General features: G+C 42.2%; 18 protein-coding genes and 1 pseudogene. 13 read left to right on the top strand and 6 right to left on the bottom strand.

Annotated elements, in window-relative coordinates:
* Nucleotides 1-42 precede the first annotated feature (42 nt).
* Nucleotides 43-621, top strand: coding sequence for a helix-turn-helix domain-containing protein (locus WKU26_RS00620; RefSeq protein WP_340320507.1), 579 nt, complete (start codon nucleotides 43-45; stop codon nucleotides 619-621).
* Between the two features lie 15 nt (nucleotides 622-636).
* Entirely contained in the window at nucleotides 637-2,289 is a 1,653-nt protein-coding gene (locus tag WKU26_RS00615) for an AMP-binding protein (RefSeq protein WP_340320506.1), read from the top strand.
* Nucleotides 2,290-2,490: 201 nt separating this feature from the next.
* On the opposite strand, the gene WKU26_RS00610 is transcribed toward WKU26_RS00615, so the two are convergent.
* Both WKU26_RS00610 and WKU26_RS00605 read right to left on the bottom strand, forming a co-directional pair.
* Nucleotides 2,491-5,091: a beta-mannosidase gene (locus tag WKU26_RS00610; protein WP_445323191.1), complete on the bottom strand. Its 2,601-nt coding sequence runs from the start codon at nucleotides 5,089-5,091 to the stop codon at nucleotides 2,491-2,493.
* Nucleotides 5,092-5,260: 169 nt separating this feature from the next.
* On the bottom strand, nucleotides 5,261-5,971 hold the full coding sequence (locus WKU26_RS00605) for a TapB family protein (RefSeq protein ID WP_340320505.1): 711 nt from the start codon (nucleotides 5,969-5,971) through the stop codon (nucleotides 5,261-5,263).
* Nucleotides 5,972-6,218: 247 nt separating this feature from the next.
* Here WKU26_RS00605 and WKU26_RS00600 point away from each other — a divergent pair, with 247 nt between their 5' ends.
* Nucleotides 6,219-7,169 carry a tetratricopeptide repeat protein gene (locus tag WKU26_RS00600; RefSeq protein WP_340320504.1) on the top strand — a complete coding sequence of 317 codons (951 nt, stop codon included), beginning with the start codon at nucleotides 6,219-6,221 and terminating at the stop codon, nucleotides 7,167-7,169.
* 125 nt (nucleotides 7,170-7,294) lie between these two features.
* Here the strand turns inward: WKU26_RS00600 and WKU26_RS00595 are convergent, their stop codons facing one another.
* Together WKU26_RS00595 and WKU26_RS00590 are read right to left on the bottom strand one after the other, a co-directional pair.
* Nucleotides 7,295-8,539: a hypothetical protein gene (locus WKU26_RS00595; protein WP_340320503.1), complete on the bottom strand. Its 1,245-nt coding sequence runs from the start codon at nucleotides 8,537-8,539 to the stop codon at nucleotides 7,295-7,297.
* Nucleotides 8,540-8,602: 63 nt separating this feature from the next.
* On the bottom strand, nucleotides 8,603-9,094 hold the full coding sequence (locus WKU26_RS00590) for a hypothetical protein (RefSeq protein ID WP_340320502.1): 492 nt from the start codon (nucleotides 9,092-9,094) through the stop codon (nucleotides 8,603-8,605).
* A gap of 304 nt (nucleotides 9,095-9,398) precedes the next feature.
* Here WKU26_RS00590 and WKU26_RS00585 point away from each other — a divergent pair, with 304 nt between their 5' ends.
* From WKU26_RS00585 to WKU26_RS00540, 10 genes and pseudogenes are all read left to right on the top strand, one after another.
* Nucleotides 9,399-11,045 carry a family 10 glycosylhydrolase gene (locus WKU26_RS00585; RefSeq protein ID WP_340320558.1) on the top strand — a complete coding sequence of 549 codons (1,647 nt, stop codon included), beginning with the start codon at nucleotides 9,399-9,401 and terminating at the stop codon, nucleotides 11,043-11,045.
* A 93-nt stretch (nucleotides 11,046-11,138) separates the two neighbouring features.
* Nucleotides 11,139-12,311 carry an AIR synthase related protein gene (locus tag WKU26_RS00580; RefSeq protein ID WP_178266520.1) on the top strand — a complete coding sequence of 391 codons (1,173 nt, stop codon included), beginning with the start codon at nucleotides 11,139-11,141 and terminating at the stop codon, nucleotides 12,309-12,311.
* 379 nt (nucleotides 12,312-12,690) lie between these two features.
* Complete coding sequence (gene prfA, locus WKU26_RS00575) at nucleotides 12,691-13,800, top strand: peptide chain release factor 1 (protein ID WP_178266521.1); 1,110 nt, start codon at nucleotides 12,691-12,693, stop codon at nucleotides 13,798-13,800.
* A 21-nt stretch (nucleotides 13,801-13,821) separates the two neighbouring features.
* Nucleotides 13,822-14,649: an orotidine-5'-phosphate decarboxylase gene (gene pyrF / locus WKU26_RS00570; protein WP_340320501.1), complete on the top strand. Its 828-nt coding sequence runs from the start codon at nucleotides 13,822-13,824 to the stop codon at nucleotides 14,647-14,649.
* Between the two features lie 238 nt (nucleotides 14,650-14,887).
* Nucleotides 14,888-15,928, top strand: coding sequence for a UDP-3-O-(3-hydroxymyristoyl)glucosamine N-acyltransferase (gene lpxD, locus WKU26_RS00565; protein WP_340320500.1), 1,041 nt, complete (start codon nucleotides 14,888-14,890; stop codon nucleotides 15,926-15,928).
* A 4-nt stretch (nucleotides 15,929-15,932) separates the two neighbouring features.
* Nucleotides 15,933-17,318 (top strand): bifunctional UDP-3-O-[3-hydroxymyristoyl] N-acetylglucosamine deacetylase/3-hydroxyacyl-ACP dehydratase, encoded by a 1,386-nt coding sequence (locus WKU26_RS00560; protein WP_340320499.1) that lies wholly within the window; start codon nucleotides 15,933-15,935, stop codon nucleotides 17,316-17,318.
* Nucleotides 17,319-17,338: 20 nt separating this feature from the next.
* The gene (lpxA, locus tag WKU26_RS00555) at nucleotides 17,339-18,106 is read left to right on the top strand and encodes an acyl-ACP--UDP-N-acetylglucosamine O-acyltransferase (protein ID WP_178266525.1); all 768 of its coding nucleotides are present in this window, start codon (nucleotides 17,339-17,341) and stop codon (nucleotides 18,104-18,106) included.
* A gap of 42 nt (nucleotides 18,107-18,148) precedes the next feature.
* Nucleotides 18,149-18,703 (top strand): IS1096 element passenger TnpR family protein, encoded by a 555-nt coding sequence (locus WKU26_RS00550; protein WP_178266526.1) that lies wholly within the window; start codon nucleotides 18,149-18,151, stop codon nucleotides 18,701-18,703.
* Nucleotides 18,704-18,847: 144 nt separating this feature from the next.
* A complete protein-coding gene (miaA, locus tag WKU26_RS00545) occupies nucleotides 18,848-19,759 on the top strand; it encodes a tRNA (adenosine(37)-N6)-dimethylallyltransferase MiaA (RefSeq protein WP_340320498.1) in 912 nt (303 codons plus the stop codon).
* A 209-nt stretch (nucleotides 19,760-19,968) separates the two neighbouring features.
* A pseudogene (locus WKU26_RS00540) lies at nucleotides 19,969-20,472 on the top strand (alanine:cation symporter family protein); the annotation flags it as partial.
* Nucleotides 20,473-20,741: 269 nt separating this feature from the next.
* Here WKU26_RS00540 and WKU26_RS00535 read toward each other — a convergent pair.
* The gene (locus WKU26_RS00535; RefSeq protein WP_340320497.1) at nucleotides 20,742-21,416 is read right to left on the bottom strand and encodes a YczE/YyaS/YitT family protein; all 675 of its coding nucleotides are present in this window, start codon (nucleotides 21,414-21,416) and stop codon (nucleotides 20,742-20,744) included.
* 85 nt (nucleotides 21,417-21,501) lie between these two features.
* Nucleotides 21,502-22,389: a hypothetical protein gene (locus WKU26_RS00530; RefSeq protein WP_340320496.1), complete on the bottom strand. Its 888-nt coding sequence runs from the start codon at nucleotides 22,387-22,389 to the stop codon at nucleotides 21,502-21,504.
* Between the last annotated feature and the right edge of the window lies 1 nt (nucleotide 22,390).

Genomic DNA, 22,390 nt, shown 5'->3' with positions numbered 1-22,390 from the left:
TATATTTATATATTTGCACTTCGTAAAAACTAATTATTTACTATGGATTGCACAAATAAAATAGGCGAAAAGATTCAATCGCTACGAACAATAAAAGAAATCAGCAGAGAAGAACTTGCTGACCGTACCGGACTCTCAATCGAACAGATTGCACGTATAGAAGAAAATATCGATATCCCTTCTTTGGCTCCCCTCATCAAAATAGCCAGAGCATTGGGAGTACGGCTGGGAACCTTCCTGGACGACCAACCGGAAGAAGCCGGAGCAATTATCTGCCGCAAAGGTGGTGCAGATGATACCATCAGTTTTTCGAATAATGCCACAGATTCCCGCCTGCATATGCGCTATCATTCTTTGTCGCGCAACAAGACAGACCGCCACATGGAGCCTTTCATCATCGACATAGAAGCCAATGAAACAGCTCAGTTCAGTCTGTCGGCACACGAAGGCGAAGAGTTTATCATGGTTTTACAAGGAATGGTCGAAATCAATTACGGAAAGTTTACCTATCTTCTGGAAGAAGGAGATACCATTTATTACGACTCGATTGTGCCGCATCATGTACATGCTTTCGAAGGACAGGAAGCAAAAATCCTGGCAGTAATTTATACTCCTATCTAAAAAACCGGCAATACCATGAAACAGTTATCGGAAAAGACACTGGGAGACTGGCTGGAGCATTGGGCAAGTCACACTCCCGACAAAGAATATATTGTATACTCCGACCGTAACCTGCGTTTTACCTGGAAAACATTCAATCAGCGGGTAGACAACATGGCCAAGGGATTGCTTGCCATCGGTATCACCCACGGTACACATGTAGGTATCTGGGCAGGAAATGTACCCGACTGGCTTACCTTTCTTTATGCATGCGCAAAAATCGGTGCTGTAGCTGTTACGGTCAATACCAACTACAAGCAGGCCGAACTGGAATATCTCTGCGAGAATTCGGATATGCATACCCTCTGTATTGTCAACGGAGAAAAAGACAGCAACTTTGTAGAGATGACTTATGCCATGCTGCCCGAACTGAAAACATTCGAGCGAGGACACATGAAAAGCAAACGGTTTCCCTGTATGAGAAACGTCATTTACATCGGGCAGGAAAAATACCGGGGAATGTACAATACATCGGAAATCTTGCTGTTGGGCAACAACATAGACGATGAGGTTCTGACAGAAGCCAAAAAGAAAGTCAACTGCCACGATACGGTGAACATGCAATACACTTCGGGAACAACCGGTTTTCCAAAAGGTGTCATGCTTACCCATTACAACATAGCCAACAATGGTTTCCTGACAGGCGAACACATGAAGTTCACTGCAGACGATAAACTGTGTGTCTGCGTTCCTCTCTTCCACTGCTTCGGTGTGGTTCTGGCTACCATGAACTGTCTGACCCACGGATGTACACAAGTCATGGTAGAGCGCTTTGACCCGCTGCTGGTACTGGCCTCCATACACAAGGAGCGATGTACTGCACTCTATGGGGTTCCGACCATGTTCATTGCCGAACTGCATCATCCGATGTTCGACATGTTCGACCTCTCCAGTCTGCGCACCGGTATCATGGCCGGCTCACTCTGTCCGGTAGAACTGATGAAGCAGGTAGAGGAAAAAATGTTTATGCGCGTTACCAGTGTATACGGTCTTACTGAAGCCTCACCCGGTATGACTCACAGCCGTATAGACGACCCGCAGGAAGTAAGATTCACTACCGTAGGACACGACTTTGAGTTTACAGAAGTACGGGTAATCGATCCGGAAACCGGAGAGGAATGTCCGGTAGGTGTACAAGGTGAAATGTGCAACCGCGGATACAATACCATGAAAGGATATTACAAGAATCCGCAGGCTACGGCAGAAGTCATCGATAAAAACGGTTTCCTGCATTCGGGAGACCTGGGTGTAAAAGATGAAAACGGAAACTATCGCATCACCGGACGCATCAAGGACATGATTATCCGGGGAGGAGAAAATATCTACCCCAGAGAAATAGAAGAATTCCTTTATCAGATGCCCGGTATCAAGGATGTACAGGTAGCCGGTATTCCGTCGAAGAAATACGGAGAAGCAGTAGGAGCTTTCATCATTCTGCACGAAGGCTACAACATGAATGAGTTTGACGTACGCGACTTCTGTCAGGGAAAAATTGCCCGCTACAAGATTCCGAAATACATCTTCTTCGTGAAGGAGTTTCCGATGACAGGAAGTGGTAAAATACAGAAATTCAAATTAAAGGACATCGGTCTGGAACTCTGCAAGCAGCAAGGTATCGAAATTATTTAAGACATAAATACAACGATGGCGACACAATCTGCACTGATTATGTCGCCATTGTTGTATGACAGCAGTTTCATGCTGTATCCGACGTCGCCGTCCGTACAACCGGCGGCGTCGGCTATGAAATCAACGACGCTGTCCATAGAGCCGACGTCGCTGAATGCACGCAACGTCCATCACCAGACGGTTACGAAACAAGATCTTTTCTCAATTCTTCCGACAAGCCTCATATAAATCATAAACAGACAAACTCTTTTCAAAATCCCCCTGCGACAAAGCAGTACGAACCATCAGAGTAACCGGTTCCCCGGGAAGCAAATCGATATAATTATCGGAAAAAGTAGTTTCAAAACTATCACTGCACAAATATACCGCACGGGCAAAGCGGTTGCTCTGCAAGGTCACTTCAAAGCCTCCTTCTACCGGACGGATATCCTTCCGGATAGTTGCCGGAGCATAAGCCATCTCCTTCTGTGCAGCCAGAAAACAATTGTTGGCATAACATTTCCTGCCGTCTTCTTTCAGATATACATGTACCACCACATCCTGAGGAGAAGCTCCATCCAACAGTCTGTCCAACTGCTCTTCGAATACACAAGAAGACGTATTCGGATTTACTTGAATCTGCTTTTCCAATGCACTGAATTTTCCACCTTCCAATTTCCAAACCTCTACCGATAACACCGTCTGCAAAGGCTCCCGGCGGTCGGACACTGCATATACACGCAGATTGCCCTCTACTACAAGAGGAGACAAAAGTATATCGGAATAAGCCTTCCGTGCAAAATAATGCTGTGCTTTCCACCGGCCGTAATAATCCCGGCTCGACCACGATGCCACCGGCCAGCAATCGTTATGCTGCCAGAATAAAGAACCCATACAATACGGCATATCCCTGCGATGTGCTTCCATGGCTATCTTAATGGCATCGCCCTGCAAGACCTGAGTGAGATAAAGGAACGAGCGGAAATCTTTAGGTTCGCGATGTTCTGCAAGCATATAAGTTTCTATCAACTTGTTGGCATGTTCTCCCCCACGCTGATGGGCCATCATCACCTCGGAAGTAATATTCCAGTCTTCGGGACCCGACGTATAGCGTTTCACCGTTTCAAAATCGGGGAACGACTGAAAGCCATACTCGCTGAAAAAACGGCTTCTTTCCTTATTATACTGCGAAATTGGTTCCCTTCCACCCCATACTCTCCAATAATGGCGGTCCCCGTTACAGTCGTCGTTTACCTGTCCTTCGAGTCCGAAAGGTGAAGACGGCAGATAAAAACGGTCGGGATCTTCTTCGCTTACCACCAAAGGCAATGTTTCCAGATACTGTTTATCCATCTGCGCCTTAATCAGCCGGGCATATTCCGGATTCTGTTCGTTGTATTTTTTTGCCCAGCCCCATCCGTACCAGGCTTCATTACACTCGTTGTTTCCACACCAGATGGCAATACAAGGATGATTACGCAAACGGCGTACATTATCGATTGCTTCCCGACGTACATTCTCCAGCCATTCGCCTTCTGCCGGATAGAGACTACATGCAAACATAAAGTCCTGCCATACCAGGATACCGTATTCATCGCAAAGGTCGTAGAAAATATCGTTTTCATAAATTCCTCCTCCCCACACACGAAGCATATTCATATGTACATCTGCTGCATCCTGAATGGTTTTCCGGTAATTCTCTTCCGTTACCCGCGGAAGGAAATTATCTTGTGGTATATAGTTTGCTCCTTTCATAAAAACAGGACGTCCGTTGAGTTCGAAGAAAAACGAAGTTCCATGCGCATCGGGTTTTCGTATCACCTTCAACGAGCGAACCCCTACCCTATCCTGATGTGCATCGGCAGTCTGTTTACCCACAACGAGCGTTGTTTCAAACGTATACAGATGTGGATTGCCCAACCCGTTGCTCCACCACAATTCAGGATTTTTCATGACAAAAGGCAATTCCACTTTATTTACTCCCTGCTTCAAGGAAGTCTTTACACGTGCCAGCACCTTTCCGTTACCGGTATCGGTCAGTACCACAGAAGCATCGGTCATCTCCTTGTCGGCCACCACCTCAACCTGTCCGGTCAGTACAGCCTTCTTTTCATTGACTTCATGCTGACGGATGAACACATTGCTGATACGTGCATCGTTCCATGCCTCCACATACACCGGACGCCAGATTCCCGAAGTCACCAGACGAGGTCCCCAATCCCATCCATAATGATAGCCGGCCTTCCGGGCAAATACACTTACTTTCTTATTAAATACACCTCCATTCTCCGACTGGTCGTTTCCTGCAGAATAATGATATGGCAATGCATCCCATTTTGGGATATCCACTTTCAGAGGAGAATGAAAATAAATACGCAGGATATTTCCGGATGACTTGACCAGCGACTTGACTTCCACTCTCCATTCCCGAAACATATTGTCGGCCTTTAGAATCAAAGAATCATTCAGATACACATCTGCATACGTATCCAATCCTTTAAAAAGCAAATCAATATTCTGTCTGTTCATAAATTCATCGGAAAGTGAAAAAGACGACTCATATACCCAGTCTTCTTTATCAATCCACTGTACTCCCCGTTCATTCAAACGGTAGTAAGGGTCTTCTATTATTCCGTTATTCATCAAGTCGGTATGCACGACTCCAGGAACTGTAGCCGGATACCAGTTAGACAGTCTGGCCTGACGAAATTGCCATCCTTCATTCAGCTCCATCCGTAAAGGGGCTGCCGAAAGCCAGGTTCCACATCCTAAAGAAAAGGTTGTCAATGCTGTATAGCGTAATATTTGCGAAAAGTTTTTCATAGAATTATTTTTCATCACTTCAATTTTACAATCTTATCTTCTACAGGCAGACTGGCCAATAGGCCATATACCTCAAAAGGAAAGGGGATGAAAAGCGGTATCAATTCGTCTTCCATCTCCTTTCTACTATGCATTTGCCGATGCAAACCAATGCCTACGAGCACTTACATCAGTCTTTTCTGACAATCTTCACCAGCAAAGTCTTTCCATTGGGTTTTCCCTTCATGTCATGCGATTCTGATTTCACCAATCCGACTCCTTTCGCATACCATTCGGTAATGCGTTCGGTTTCCGATTTTACCAGAATCTTGGTCCGTTTCAGATAGGAAATCTTGATACATTCAAATCTTCCGGCAGTAGTACCGATGGAATCTTTTCCCATATAAGCAGCTCCCGAGATTGTAACCTCGTTCTTCAGCATATTGGAAATTAAAGAATAAGAACGTTCAGGAATAGATTCTCCTCCCTGAGCTCCATCTTTTATGACAAATGAGTTATCTCCTTTAAATTTCAGTTTCTCCTCGAAAAGAGCATGCGCCTTTTCGTCGTATTTTTCAGGGTCGAGATCGGCTTCAATATAAGGACCATACATCAAATCCTGTTTGCAAACGGTATTCTGTCCGTCATAACTCCAGTCGTACAATGTATAACTGGTATTATTTTTCGCCTTATTGGCCACAAGTTTCATATAATAAGTAGCTTTTGCCGCATTGCCGTTCTCCTCAGCCTTGGTTACAGTTACTGTTCCGTTCGAAATACTTTGTCCAGCCTCATCGTAGCTTACATAATGAAGTTCAGTACCTTGCTTCGTACAAAAATATTGTGCCTGCATACTATGTACCATCAGCAATCCAAGCACAGTAAACATTAATTTTCTCATTGTTCTATTTGTTTAATTAATTTGTCATCTGTTAAGATGGGGCAAACTTACAAATTTATTTCCATCAAAAATGCTTTTTCGTTCTTTTTCAAAGAAAACAGCAGTGTCAGTTATCATTTTCTAACTATATTTAAAGAATATAGGATGCGGCTCGGCATTACCTTCGTTCAAAAGCAAGCTTTTGACTTGGTACTGCGCTCACCTTTAACTATATTTGCAACACTTAACGATTAAAACCAAATATATCATGGGCTTATTTACATCTTTGTTCGGCGGAAACAAGTCGAACGAATGTCAGGAAGACAAGCAGAAAAAGAAAAATTTTGAAATATTGAAATACGACGGTATCCGCGCCCGCAACATGCGCCAGCTGCCTTATGCCATTAAATGTTTTGAAGAAGCCATTGCACTGAATGAAGAAACAGAAACCATGCAATTGCTGGCTACTACCTACATACAGGCAGACCGCACAGAGGATGCACGCAATATACTGAACCGGCTTTGCGAAAAAGAACCGGAAAATGTAAATGCTTTACTTTCATTGGCCAACGTATGCCACATGCAACAAGATTACGACAGTATGGCTTCTGCATGTGAAAAAGCAATACAGATTGCTCCCGAAAATACTACAGCCCTTTATCTGGTTGGAAAAGCAGAACACTCCCGCCACAACGATTTGCAGGCTATAGTAATGCTGACCAAAGCTATTACACAAAACGAAACCTTTACAGAAGCTTATCTGCTCCGTGCAGAGGTACTTTGGAGCATGAGACAGGCTAAAGATGCTTTGGAGGATATCGAGAAGGTTTTATCGCTCGATGCAAACGAAGAAAAAGCATTATTGATAAAGGGAGAAATTGAAGCGGCACTGGGACATACAGAACAGGCTTTCGAATGCTTCAATCAGGTAGCAGAACTGAACCCTTTCAACGAAAACTCTTATCTTCTGAAAGGAACTTTGCAGATAGAGCTGAAAAACTTCGACCAGGCTATCGAAACTTATGAAGAGGCTATCGAACTGATGCCCGACAATGCCAAACTGTATCAGGAACGCGGACGGGCACGCCTGCTGAAAGGAGATAAGGAAGGCTCGATGGCCGACTTGAAAAAAGCCATTGAACTGAATCCGGAAAATGAGAACCAGATAAACGGTCACTTCAAGAACTTTGAAGATACAGGAAAAGGTATCTTGTGGTAAGACTGCCCTGCAAGATAAAAACAACGTTCGGCAAGAAATCACCTGATGGATGTATCAGCATCCGCATTGGTAATTGTTCTTGCCGAACGTTTTATATATCTACTTTATAATAGAGATTGATTTTATCAGAACTGGAAAATAGCCGTCACAACCAGACGATGGTTTAAGATAGAGTGTGAACTGATTGCCTTTGCCTGGTTATCAAATTCGTCTCCATACCACGCACTACACAACGAATACTCTGCACCCAGTTTCCAATGATTGCGGTTGTAAGTGAGTTCTGCACTTCCTGTAACAAGCTGGTCGAGTGTTGTACCGGTGCCCAATACTCCTTGTACATCTTCTCCCGCACCCAAATTCTTCAGATAACCGAAGAACAAAGCCGGACGCCAGGTTTTGCCATATGCAATATTCAACCAGGTAGAGGAAGTACGCAGCGGAGTATACTCCTGCTTGCCATTATGAGTGTCTATCGAAGTAATGCCATATCCACCTACCGTACTGGTCTGTGTCAAGTTGGAGCCTAATACAGTCTTAGCCGATACCAACAGCTGGTCGTATGTATATTTTACATGAGCCTCAGCCGAAACACCTGTAATACGCTCACTCACCTTGTAAGTTTCACCGTCTATCACAGAGTTGACACGCGGAACGATGGAAGACACGTGTACACCGGCTCCAGCCAACAGACCGGTCTGTTTATAGTCTACACCGGCATAGAATTCCGGGACACAACTGTTTTTCAAGAAGTTCTGGCTTTTCTGTGTAGCAGTGCTTCCAGCCACATTGGTAGAAGGTCCGACAGACAAATATTGCGACTGCCAGATAGCAGCTGCCGTAAGCATAAAGTGTTTGGCTGTATAACGGTAACGGATTTGAGGAGCACGGCTAAACGGCTGATAAGGTGCTCCCATATTCAGGTTCAGAATTTCAGGAGCTACATCTCCGTACAATGGATGCCAGGTCTGTCCGACAAGCAAAGCCGATTTTCCCCAGTCCAAGTTGAAATACACATGACGCAGACGGAACATGGAATAGGAAGTACCCGATCCGCGAAAGTCGACTTCTACTTTAGCCGAAGTCTTGGCCTTTCCCCACATCGGTCCCTTTACATCCACTCCTAAACGAGTATATAAAGTATAAAAATTACCATTTGCAGCACTGTTCAAATCATTTCCATCCGGATCCAGTACTTCATCTTGCGGATACATGTAAAACAAACCATCTACCGTTTCAGAATTGGCACGGCTGTTATAAAACAAATCCGTACGTACCTGACCATAGAATTTGTAGTCAAATCCTTTTTTCTGGGCAAAAGCAGTGGCAGACACTCCGAGCACTGCCGCCATAAAAAGACATCTCTTTTTCATTCTTAACATGATATTAAAAAAACACGGCTGCAAAGATACTGATTTTTATCATTCCCATGCACATCAGAAATAAAAGCCAAAGCCAATCTTAAAACCTAACTTACTGTACTCCGAACAATTCATGAAACTCAAATCGTAATATACGGCAGGTTCTATGGTAACTGTTCCATTCAGAAAGAAAGCATATCCCAGTTCAGGAGTCATACAAACAATATTTTTCCGGTTGACAGAGTTCGACAAATGTTTATAAGCAAATCCCAGTCCACCATATACTCCACAACTCGACAAATAATAACGCGTACCTACCCCCAATGTGGTTTCATCCATACCATGTTCTACATATTCACCTTTGAAATTAACCAGTACAGAAAGATTGTCTACCACAAAAGCTCCTCCTTCCACTTTCAGTCCAAAGTTTGTTCCCTCATATTTACTATGCGACAAATTCAATCCGGTAAGAGAAGTGTTGACAAAAAACGTCCCTTCTTCAAACTGTGCTTTAACTTGTACACACGCCATCAACAGTACACACACAACAGCGATTTTCTTCCACATAAATACATTCAGAATTAAATTGTTATTCCATTTCGACTAAATAAAACAACAAGAGGAAAATTTCCCGCTTGCTGTCAGTGCACAAAAATAACAATTCCCTTTTTGAAGTACAAAATTTCATGTCTACAATACTTTCCTTTCTATCCTTCTGTAATATTAATTCGGTCTTCCAACCATAATCGATAAAAACAAGAGCAGCAACTTATACTGTAGTACTACAAAGCCGTATCAATGTCACAAAAAAGAGAAGGAGATGGCTTTAAATAAAAAAGTCACACTATCTTTGCAAAAACAACAGATGTCTATGCGCTTATCCATTTTATTATTCTTGATGGGATTGTTGAGCTACCTGCCTCTCTGCGCACAACCCAAAAACGAAATACGTGCTACGTGGCTTACTACTTTGGGAGGGCTGGATTTCCCTTCTTCCAAAGCCAGTTCTGCGGCCGGTATCCAGCGACAAAAACAGGAATTATGCAAAATATTAGATGAGCTGAAGCAAGCTCATATCAATACAGTACTCTTTCAGACCCGTCTGCGAGGCGATGTGATTTATCCTTCTGCCATCGAAACTTTTGCAGAATCGCTTACCGGACATGAAGGACGGAATCCGGGCTATGACCTGCTGGAATTTGCAACAGCTGAATGTCATAAAAGAGGCATGGAACTTCATGCATGGATTGTGACTATACCGGTGGGCAATAACCGACAAGTGAAACTGTTGGGTAGGAACTCAGTCGTAAAGAAGTATCCTCAGCTCTGTAAACAATACAAAGGAAGCTGGTATCTGGATCCCGGACAACCGGGCACTGCCGATTACCTTACTCGCCTGGTACGGGAAATTGTTTCCCGATACGATATTGACGGCATCCATCTCGATTATATCCGCTATCCGGAACGCGCCCAACAGTTTCCGGACAATGCCACTTTCCGCAAATATGGAAAAGGACAAAACTTGGAACAATGGCGACGGGATAACATCACCCGCATTGTACGCAGAATCTATACGGAAGTAAAGACACTCAAACCTTGGGTAAAGGTCAGCAGTTCGCCTGTAGGGAAATATGCCGACACGCAACGATACAGTTCGCACGGGTGGAATGCTTACGAAACAGTATATCAAGATGCTCAGGCATGGCTGAAAGAAGGCATACACGATGCACTCTTTCCTATGATGTATTTCCCCAACAATCATTTCTATCCTTTTGCTTTAGACTGGAAAGAGAACAAAAGCAACCGGTGGGTAGTACCGGGACTGGGTATTTATTTTCTTCATCCCAAAGAAAAGAACTGGGATGCAGCCGAAATAATCCGTCAGATTCATTTCATACGAAAAAGCGGACTGGACGGAGAAGCTTATTTCCGAAATCGTTTTCTGCTGGAAAATACAAAAGGGATATTAAGTACCTTAAAAAACAGGTTTTATCAGACACCTTCCTTCGTTCCTCCCATGACGTGGGCAGACAGCATTGCTCCATCGGTTCCCGATACTCCGGTTTTGCACGAAACAAAAGAAGGAATACACCTTTCATGGTCTCCTTCAACTGATAACAGTACGTTACCGGTACACTATCGTGTTTATGCATCCAATTTTTATCCAGTTGATATCACACAAGCTGAACATATCGTAGAAACACGAATAGACACAACTTGTTATACCACTTCATCTTCCCAACTATATTGGGCTGTGACAGCAGTAGACCGATATGGCAACGAAAGTCAACCGCTCTACTTTAAGACAATATCAGAAGACAGCCTTCCGATATGGAACCATTTGCCCGACCTTCCTGCAGGCGGTATCCTGATAATATACGATGTCACGGGAACTGAACTTTTCCGTACCTCGGATATTCACTCCCAGCAGATACAAAATCTGGCTCCGGGATTTTACAGAACCAAGATTTTAACCGACAACGGGCAAAGCATAGCAACAGGAAGCATCGTAAGATAAGGTTTTATGTATAAATCGTATGGATATAAGCAAAATAATCCGTACTTTTGCACATTCAATTGAAGAAATAAAACAAACTTATTACTATATCTCATGAGCAATCAACGATACATGCAGCGCGGCGTATCCGCATCGAAAGAAGATGTACACAACGCCATCAAGAACATTGACAAAGGTATTTTCCCGAAAGCATTCTGCAAAATCATCCCAGATATCTTGGGAGGCGATCCGGAATATTGCAATATCATGCATGCCGACGGAGCCGGCACCAAATCATCACTGGCTTACCTGTACTGGAAAGAAACCGGTGATTTGTCTGTATGGAAAGGTATCGCACAGGATGCTTTGATTATGAACATCGATGACTTGTTGTGCGTAGGAGCAGTAGACAACATTCTGGTTTCTTCTACTATCGGACGAAACAAACTGCTTGTACCGGGAGAGGTAATTTCTGCCATTATCAATGGTACTGATGAGTTGTTGGCAGAACTTCGCGAAATGGGTGTAGGTGTATATGCTACCGGTGGTGAAACTGCCGATGTAGGCGACTTGGTTCGTACTATCATTGTAGACAGTACCGTGACTTGCCGTATGAAACGCAGTGATGTAATCGACAATGCCAACATCCGTCCGGGTGATGTAATTGTAGGTCTGGCTTCTTACGGACAGGCTACTTACGAAAAAGAATACAATGGTGGTATGGGAAGCAATGGTCTGACCAGTGCCCGTCACGATGTATTCAGCAAGTATTTGGCAGAGAAATATCCGGAAAGCTACGACAAGGCAGTACCTGAAGATTTGGTTTACAGTGGTAATTTGAAACTGACAGACAGTGTAGAAGGTTCTCCGCTGGACGCCGGTAAACTGGTACTTTCACCAACACGTACTTATGCACCGGTTGTGAAGAAGTTACTGGATGCACTTCGCCCGCAGATTCACGGTATGGTACATTGCTCTGGTGGTGCACAGACTAAAGTATTGCATTTCGTAGGCGATAACTGCCGTGTGATTAAAGACAACCTCTTCCCTGTTCCTCCTTTGTTCCGCACAATCAAAGAACAGAGTGGTACTGACTGGGACGAAATGTACAAAGTGTTCAACATGGGACATCGTCTGGAAGTTTACCTGTCACCGGAACATGCAGAACAGGTTATCGAAATCAGTAAATCGTTCAATATCGATGCACAGATTATAGGACGTATCGAAGAAAGCAACGGTACAAAAGAACTGATTATAAAGAGCGAATTCGGAGAATTCAAATACTAATAAAAATGATACAGGATGAGGCAACGCATCCTGTACCATTTTATCAAAACAGCAGCCAATAAGAAATATGAAATATTCTTTACTCATATTTACAGCACTTGCCCTTGCATTCGCTATTTGGCAAAATCGCGTTTACCAAAAAAGTATTATAGATAATCTAAGCAGACCTTATCGAAGATGCATAGCTATACTTATGTGGATAAGTTATATTGCTGCCGCATATTTTTTGATAAGTGAATTGATTCTTTATTGGAGCGAGCATGGGTTTAATTGGCGAGTTGTAATAAAAATCCTCGTCAGCGCAGGATGGATCACTATATTATATAGAAGTATTACATTGAAAAATACACTAGCAAAGAAACTGTGGAAATAAAGTGATATGGCAGAAAACAATACCATTTTAGAAAAGCTGGAAGGCTTGGTAGCCCGCTTCGAGGAAGTATCAACTTTGATTACAGACCCGAACGTAATTGGCGATCAGAAACGATACGTAAAACTGACCAAAGAATACAAGGAACTGGGAGACATCATGGCAGCCCGCAAAGAGTACCTGCAATGCCTGAACGGACTGGAAGAAGCCAAAATGATGATGTCTGAAAATGATCCGGAAATGAAAGAAATGGCTCGTGAAGAAGCTGCTGCCTGCGAAGCCCGTATTCCGGAATTGGAAGAGGAAATCAAATTATTATTGGTTCCTGCCGACCCACAAGACGACCGTAATGCAATTCTTGAAATCCGTGGCGGTACAGGAGGAGACGAAGCTGCAATCTTTGCCGGCGACTTGTTCCGTATGTATTCTAAATATTGCGAATCAAAAGGTTGGAAACTGGAAGTATCAAGTGCCAACGAAGGAGCAGCCGGTGGTTTCAAGGAAATCATCTGTTCTGTAACCGGAGACAAGGTATATGGAACTTTAAAATACGAATCGGGTGTACACCGTGTGCAGCGTGTACCCGCTACTGAAACACAAGGACGTGTGCATACCTCAGCTGCATCGGTTGCCGTACTTCCCGAAGCCGAACCTTTTGATGTAGAAATCAACGAAGGAGAAATCAAATGGGATACATTCCGAAGCGGTGGTGCAGGAGGACAGAACGTAAACAAGGTAGAATCTGGAGTTCGTCTGCGTTATAACTGGAAAAACCCGAATACCGGAGTGGTAGAGGAAATCCTTATTGAGTGTACCGAAACCCGAGACCAGCCGAAGAACAAGGAACGCGCCCTCTCACGTCTGCGTACCTTTATCTACGATAAGGAACATCAGAAATACATCGATGATATTGCTTCCAAGCGTAAAACAATGGTAAGCACTGGCGACCGTTCGGCCAAGATTCGTACATACAATTATCCACAAGGACGTATTACCGATCATCGTATCAACTATACCATTTATAATCTGGCTGCATTTATGGATGGAGATATTCAAGACTGTATCGACCATCTGATTGTAGCAGAAAATGCAGAACGTCTGAAAGAAAGTGAATTGTAAACAAATAAAAACAACCAGAATATGAATAAGCAAGAATTATTTGAGAACATCAAACGTAAACAGTCTTTCCTGTGTGTAGGATTGGATACCGATATAAAGAAAATCCCAGAACATTTACTGAAAGAAGAAGACCCTATCTTTGCTTTCAACAAAGCCATTATTGACGCTACAGCTCCTTACTGTATCGCTTATAAACCTAATTTGGCTTTCTACGAAAGTATGGGTGTAAAAGGATGGATTGCTTTCGAAAAAACAGTAGAGTATATCAAGACAAACTATCCGGATCAGTTTATCATTGCAGATGCCAAGCGTGGAGATATCGGTAATACTTCGGCCATGTATGCCCGCACATTCTTTGAAGAACTGAATATCGACTCTGTAACTGTAGCACCTTACATGGGCGAAGACAGCGTGACTCCATTCCTTACTTATGAAGGAAAATGGGTGATCCTGCTGGCATTGACATCAAACAAGGGTTCACACGATTTCCAGTTGACTGCAGATACAGAAGGAGAGCGTTTGTTTGAAAAAGTATTGCGTAAATCTCAGGAATGGGCAAACGATGAAAACATGATGTATGTAGTAGGCGCTACTCAAGGACGTATGTTCGAAGACATCCGTAAAATCGTCCCAAATCACTTCCTGCTGGTTCCCGGCATCGGAGCTCAAGGTGGTTCTTTGGAAGAAGTTTGCAAATACGGTATGACTAAAGAATGTGGTTTGATTGTGAACTCCAGCCGTGCCATCATCTATGCAGACAAAAGTGAAAACTTTGCTCAAGTTGCTGGAGAGGAAGCACATAAGGTACAACAGCAAATGGCAGAACAATTGAAGATTCATCAGATCTAATTCAATCATCTGATTTTACATCATAAAAAGGGATGAAATAGTTTTTAAAAGCTATTTCATCCCTTTTTTCTATCTAATATGAGCAAGAATTAAGTATAGGAAAGAGAAATAATTAGCATTTTGTACGGATATATAAAAAAAAAATACGTAATTTGCATAATTAACAATGTATATGTCCTTACCAAGACTGTACAAAGAAACTATTTTACACGTATATAAAGAACAAAAAAATTAAGTTATGGAGTTCTCAGCCAAACAGATTGCAGAATATATCCAAGGAGTTATAATAGGAGATGAAGAAGCAACTGTGCATACTTTCGCAAAAATTGAAGAAGGTATTCCAGGAGCACTGTCATTTCTTTCGAATCCCAAATATACACATCACATATACGACACAAAATCGTCTATTGTATTAGTTAACAAAGATTTCCAACCCGAACGCGATATACAGGCAACTCTGATTAAAGTTGACAATGCTTATGAAAGCCTTGCCAAACTGATGACTCTATACGAAATGAGTAAACCGAAAAAAAGCGGTATTGATCCTTTGGCTTCCGTTGCAGCCTCAGCTAAAATAGGTAAAAATGTATATATCGGAGCCTTTGCATGCATAGAGGAAGGGGCCGAAATTGGAGATAATGCTTACATTCACCCACATGTAACTGTAGGCTGTAATGCGAAAGTAGGAGAAAATACAATTTTATATCCTCAGGTAACTATTTATCACGACTGCCGTGTAGGAAACCAATGTATTATTCATGCAGGAGCGGTTATCGGAGCCGATGGTTTCGGCTTTGCTCCCAGTGCTGAAGGTTATGAAAAGATCCCTCAAATCGGTATTGCAATCATAGAAGATAACGTGGAAATAGGCGCCAATACTTGTATTGACCGTTCTACTATGGGAGCTACCATCGTACACAAAGGAGTAAAACTAGACAATTTGATTCAAGTAGCCCACAATGTAGAAGTAGGCAGCCATACAGTAATGGCTTCGCAAGTAGGTATTGCCGGTTCTACCAAAATAGGCGAATGGTGCATGTTTGGCGGACAAGTAGGAGTAGCCGGACATATACAGATAGGCGACCATGTGAATGTAGGAGCCCAATCCGGTATTCCAGGAAACACCAAGTCAGGCAGCAGTTTGATGGGATATCCTGCTATCGAGCCCAAACAGTTTGCACGTTCATCGGCTGTATTCAAGAAATTACCGGATATGTATAGCGAACTGGGACGCCTGCAAAGAGAAATAGAAGAACTAAAAAAACAACTTAATAAATAAGCCCATGTTGAAACAACAAACATTAAAAGGCAGTTTTTCACTGAATGGCAAAGGACTCCATACTGGAGTTAAACTGACTGTCACATTTAATCCTGCCCCAGAACATCACGGGTATAAAATTCAGCGAATTGATTTAGACGACCAGCCTATCATCGATGCTGTAGCTGAAAATGTAGTTGACACCACTCGCGGTACTGTTCTGGAAAAGAACGGAGTAAAAGTCAGTACCGTAGAACATGCACTGGCAGCTCTTTATGCAGCCGGTATAGATAACTGTCTGATTCAGGTAAACGGTCCGGAATTTCCAATTTTGGACGGTAGTGCCAAAGCATATGTAGAATGCATCAAACGTGTAGGAATAGAAGAACAAGCTGCTCCTAAAGATTTCTATATCATCAAATCGAAAATTGAGTTTAGAGACGAAGCTACCGGCTCTTCTATTATCGTTCTTCCAGACGATAAGTTCAGTGTAAACACACTGATTTCATACGACTCGAAGATTTTAACCAACCAGTATGCCACATTGGAAAATATGGCAGACTTCCCTGTTGAAATTGCTTCGGCACGTACATTTGTGTTCGTACGCGAAATAGAGCCGCTGTTGAATGCAGGTCTGATTAAAGGAGGTGACTTAGACAATGCAATCGTAATTTACGAAAAGCAAATGACTCAGGAAAACTTCGACAAGCTGGCTGATGTCATGGGAGTTCCTCACATGGATGCTGCCCAATTAGGATATATCAACCATATACCTTTGGTATGGCCTAACGAACCTGCACGCCACAAATTGCTGGACATTATCGGTGACTTAGCTTTAATCGGTAAACCTATCAAGGGACGCATCATCGCTACCCGCCCAGGACACACCATCAACAACAAGTTTGCACGTCAGATCCGCAAAGAAATTCGTCTGCACGAAATACAAGCTCCGGTATACAACTGTAATGAAGCACCAATCATGGATGTGAACCGCATCCGCGAACTGTTGCCTCACCGCTACCCGTTCCAGCTGGTAGACAAGGTAATTGCTATTGGAGCAAATCACATTGTGGGAGTAAAGAATGTAACTTCAAACGAACCGTTCTTCCAGGGACACTTCCCTCAGGAACCAGTCATGCCGGGAGTACTGCAGATAGAAGCAATGGCACAGGTAGGTGGACTGCTGGTTTTAAACTCACTGGATGACCCGGAAAAATACTCTACATACTTCCTTAAAATAGACAATGTAAAATTCCGTCAGAAGGTTGTTCCTGGAGATACACTGATTTTCCGTGTAGAACTGATGGCTCCAATCCGTCGTGGAGTTTCTACCATGAAAGGTTATGTATTCGTAGGCGAAAAAATTGTCTGCGAAGCTGAGTTCATGGCACAAATAGTAAAAAATAAATAATAAACGATTCACTCAGATATATGATAAGCCCGTTAGCATACATACACCCTGAAGCTCAAATCGGAGAAAACGTAGAGATTGGTCCTTTTGTTTTTATCGACAAAAATGTAGTCATTGGCGATAATAATATCATCATGCCCAATGCCAACATTATGTATGGTTCACGCATAGGAAACAATAACCGCATTTTCCCGGGAGCTGTCATAGGAGCTGTTCCTCAGGATTTAAAATTCCGTGGAGAAGAAACAACTGCAGAAATAGGAGACAACAATACAATTCGCGAAAATGTCACCATCAACCGTGGAACAGCAGCGAAAGGCAAAACTGTAGTAGGAAGCAATAATCTTCTGATGGAAGGAGTTCATGTAGCTCATGACACCATCGTAGGCAGCAACTGTATCATTGGAAACTCTACAAAAATGGCAGGTGAAGTCATTATCGACGACAATGCCATTGTAAGCGCCAATGTCTTAATGCACCAATTTTGCCGGGTAGGAGGATATGTCATGATCCAAGGCGGATGCCGCTTCAGCAAAGACATTCCCCCATATATCATTGCAGGAAGAGAACCCATTGCTTACAGTGGAATCAATATAATCGGATTACGCCGCAGAGGATTTTCAAATGAAGTGATTGAAAATATCCACAATGCATACCGCATTATTTACAACAGTGGAAAGAATGTAAGTGATGCATTGGTACAGATACGGGAAGAAATACCTTCTACTCCCGAAATAGAATATATCATTTCATTCATTGAAAATTCGGAAAGAGGAATTATCCGATAAAAAGATTTTTATATCTTTACTACATCAAACAAAGTAAAAAAGATGGTATATAAATTTAGAATCATATCCGATGAAGTTGATGATTTCTTAAGAGAAATCAAAATCGACTCTGATGCTTCATTTTACGAACTGCATGAAGCTATTCTGAAATGTACTGGTTATAAAGACGACCAGATGACTTCTTTCTTTGTCTGTGATGATGACTGGGAAAAACAAACAGAAATTACACTGGAAGACATGGGAGGAGGAAGTTCGGAAGAAGATACTTATATCATGCGTGAAACTCGTTTGAGCGAACTCCTGGAAGAAGAAAAGCAGAAAATGCTGTATGTATTCGATCCGCTGTCCGAACGTGTATTCTTTATCGAATTGTCCGAAATTATCACAGGAAAGGACTTGGATAAGGCTGTTTGCTCCAGAAAAGAAGGAATGCCTCCTGCACAGACAATCGACTTCGACCAGCAGATGAACACCAATGCTGCACTCGATTTGGATGAAAACTTCTACGGCGATCAGGAATTTGATATGGAAGATTTCGACCCGGAAGGTTTTGATATGGGAGGAGGAGGAAATCCTTACGACGAAGACAGATATTAAGAAACAACCGTCTTACCTATAAAGCCGGATATATTCATCTAATACATTCCGGCTTAATCAAGCGAATAGTCTTGTAAACACCTTTAGAGGATTTATTACAAGATTATTCGCTTTATTTGAATCAATTCCAATACCCTTTTTCAGATGAATAAACCTACTCTCATTGTAATTATCGGCCCTACAGGAATTGGAAAGACAGAACTCAGCCTTTCTATTGCCGAAGCATATCATACCTCCATCATTTCGGCAGACTCCCGTCAACTTTATGCTGATTTAAAGATTGGTACTGCCGCCCCTACTCCGGAACAATTGAAGCGCGTTCCCCACTATTTCGTCGGGACACTGAAACTGACCGACTATTACAGTGCAGCACAATATGAAACAGAAGTGCTGAAAACACTGGAACACCTTTTTCAAACCAATCCGGTAGTAGTAATGACCGGAGGTTCTATGATGTACGTAGATGCCGTATGCAAAGGAATAGACGACATTCCGACCGTAGACAAAGAGACACGTGAACTAATGATTCAGCGGTACGAAACCGAAGGACTGGAAAGGCTTTGTGCAGAATTGAAGCTGCTGGATCCGGAATACTACAACATCGTAGATTTAAAGAATCCCAAGCGAGTGATCCATGCCCTCGAAATATGTTATATGACCGGAAAGACATATACCTCCTTCCGTACACGTACCACAAAAGAACGTCCATTCCGCATCATAAAAATAGGATTGAAACGAGACAGAGAAGAACTGTACGAGCGAATCAATAAGCGCGTAGACATAATGATGGAAGAAGGGTTACTGGAAGAAGCGCGTAGCGTATACCCCTACCGACAATTAAATTCACTCAATACCGTAGGATACAAAGAATTATTCAACTATCTGGACGGACAATGGGAATTGCCCTTTGCTATCGAAAAAATAAAACAGAATTCGCGTATTTACTCGCGCAAACAGGTAACGTGGTTTAAAAGAGACGAAGAAATAACCTGGTTCCATCCCGATCAGCAAGAAGAAATTCTAAAATATATTTCAGAGTGTTTGAAAAAAGAATAAAACCCACCTTGATAACCATCACAAAAAAGGCTGCCCGGTTATTGTGAAAACAATAATCGGGCAGTTCTTTATACAGTAAGCCCTTATGCTAGCACACGGAGAATATAAATAACATAAAGAAACATTTTACAGCATATAAAATACATATCAACATAAATCTATCACATAAAACATCAAAAGAGATCAGTTCATTGGTATGGGGATGGCCAATGATTATCATGCTGCTGGGTACACATTTATTTTTAACGATAAAATTAAGATTTCCGCAACTGTATTTATTGAAGGCAATAAAACTATCCTTCAACAGTGATAAAAATGCAAGCGGAGACGTCAGCCAGTTTGGTGCATTGGCCACATCGCTGGCGGCTACCATAGGAACCGGCAATATCATTGGTGTAGCCACAGCTGTAGCTTTAGGCGGTCCGGGTGCCGTATTCTGGTGCTGGCTTACGGGAATACTGGGTATATCAACCAAATATGCCGAAGCTTTGATTGCCGTAAAATACAGAACGAAGAATGCTTCAGGAAAAATGATTGGAGGACCTATGTATGCCCTTGAAAAAGGATTGGGACTGAAATGGATGGGAATTATCTTTTGTATTTTTACATCTCTTGCAGCCTTTGGTATTGGCAATACGGTACAGGCCAATTCCATATCCCTGCTACTAAACGAATCGTACGGTATCTCTCCCCATCTAAGCGGAATTGCTGTAAAGAAAACCAGAAAATACCTGTGGAATAATAGATTGGACGAATATGCCGAAGATTAATACAAACTCAAAAGATTGCATATTATAACAATAAGAATAGCAAGAGTTTATTCTCACTCCACTCACTATAAAATAACATTCCTGCTACCAAAGATATAAATTTACGATTCTATTCGTTCATTCAAACCGACGACGTCGGCTGCACGTTCGTCAACGCTGGCTGCACAGCCGACAATGACGGCTATACAATCAACGACGGCAATTTATATCTATCAATGTCTGACTGGAATAAGACGATATAACATCTTACGTGTCATTACATGATAATTCAAGAACTTAACAATATAGCCGGTGATACAGGCAGCAATAACAGAACCCTCACGAACCCCTTCTATGCGCATTGTAAATGCTAAAGAAATAAGAACGGCCATGCACACCAACGACACATCTACGTAAACTTTTATATTCCCAAAATCTTTATGACAACGACGGGCTATGTATTTCACAAGTCCTTCTGCACTCATCATGGCCACTCTTGGCTTGATTTCCAATACAACTCCTACCGATTGAATCAAACAACCAACAAGCAATATTCCCATTGCCATTCCATAATTGGCAGGAACCAAATCCTGAATGAACCACATGTTCAAATCGATAAAAGCAGAGAATATAAATGAAAAAGGAATCTGCAACAAGATTTCTATTGTATCTTTTCGTGTACCATACCGCCCTTGAGTAAGCCATAGCTGAATAAGAATCATTATCAGATTCACAACAAAAGTCCAAGTTCCCAACGAAAAGGAAGTATTAATACTTAATACATAATTCATACTCGAGATAGGGGTCGTTCCAAGAGTAGAGTGAACAATTAGTGTGATTCCCAGTGCCAGAAAATATAAACCTACAATAAAAATTAAATATCTTTTCAAAAGACTTTCTTTCTCCATATCGCTATATAAATTTTCTCGCGCAAAATTACATTATTAAATCATAAACCAATCGGAAAAGATACAAAACCGATGGTATTTTGTTTTACTGAAGATAAAATTTTCCAAACTGTGGGTTGGAAGTATCTTTAAACACAGGTCTCCACCAAATAACAGAAGGATCAAGATTACGCACATCATCATGGTCGAGGAATCCTAAATTGAAATAGAAACTGTCTTTTATTCCGTATCCTGCTTTAGGTATAAAAACTGTAACGACTCCATCCTGTTCTGTCTGCTTGATACCGGTAGAACGATAGTCTTCCGTATAAACACAATCGCCTGCTACCACCAATCGGGTATATCTATTTGCAGTTTTACCCGAAATCAGTTCTATAAATATTTTGTCCTGTACTTCCTGCGGAGTAGACAAACTATTAACCACATCGTCTGTCAGTTTATATTTCACTATAATATGTTTTTTATCCTGTGAAACAGAAAAGTCAAAGCTTCCGTCTTCTACTCCGCTCCAGTCCCAGTCTTCGTCTACATAATAAGGATAAGCATTTACCCAATTTTCCCGTGTACTACAGATATGTTTTTTCTCAATTAAGCATTTCTTTGTGAAATCTGTAGATACTCCTTCTTTCCCAGACTGTATTCTCAAATTAAAGAATATCGGTGAGCAGTCAACCAGATCAAGTCCATAAGGATTGTACAAAGTCTGCACTATACGATTATTTCCTTTACTTACTTCTTTGACAATAGTATCGTTTGCAAACTGCAACGAATCAGAGGACTCAAAAAGCAATTCCAGTTTTAAAGGTGCTTCGGTATTGCAGAAAGCATCAATGTTTACAGACACCGAATCTTCGCAACCGGTTTCAAGAAAAACAGGGTGTACATTTACCCATCCATCACTTCGCAATGCTGAGACTGTTTCCTCATTCTGTTCGTTTACAATACTATCCGATATGATACCGTCGTACAGCACA

The sequence above is a fragment of the Phocaeicola sp. HCN-40430 genome (genome assembly GCF_037890285.1).
Classification (GTDB): domain Bacteria; phylum Bacteroidota; class Bacteroidia; order Bacteroidales; family Bacteroidaceae; genus Phocaeicola; species Phocaeicola acetigenes.
This window is presented reverse-complemented; position numbering and strand designations above follow the sequence as displayed.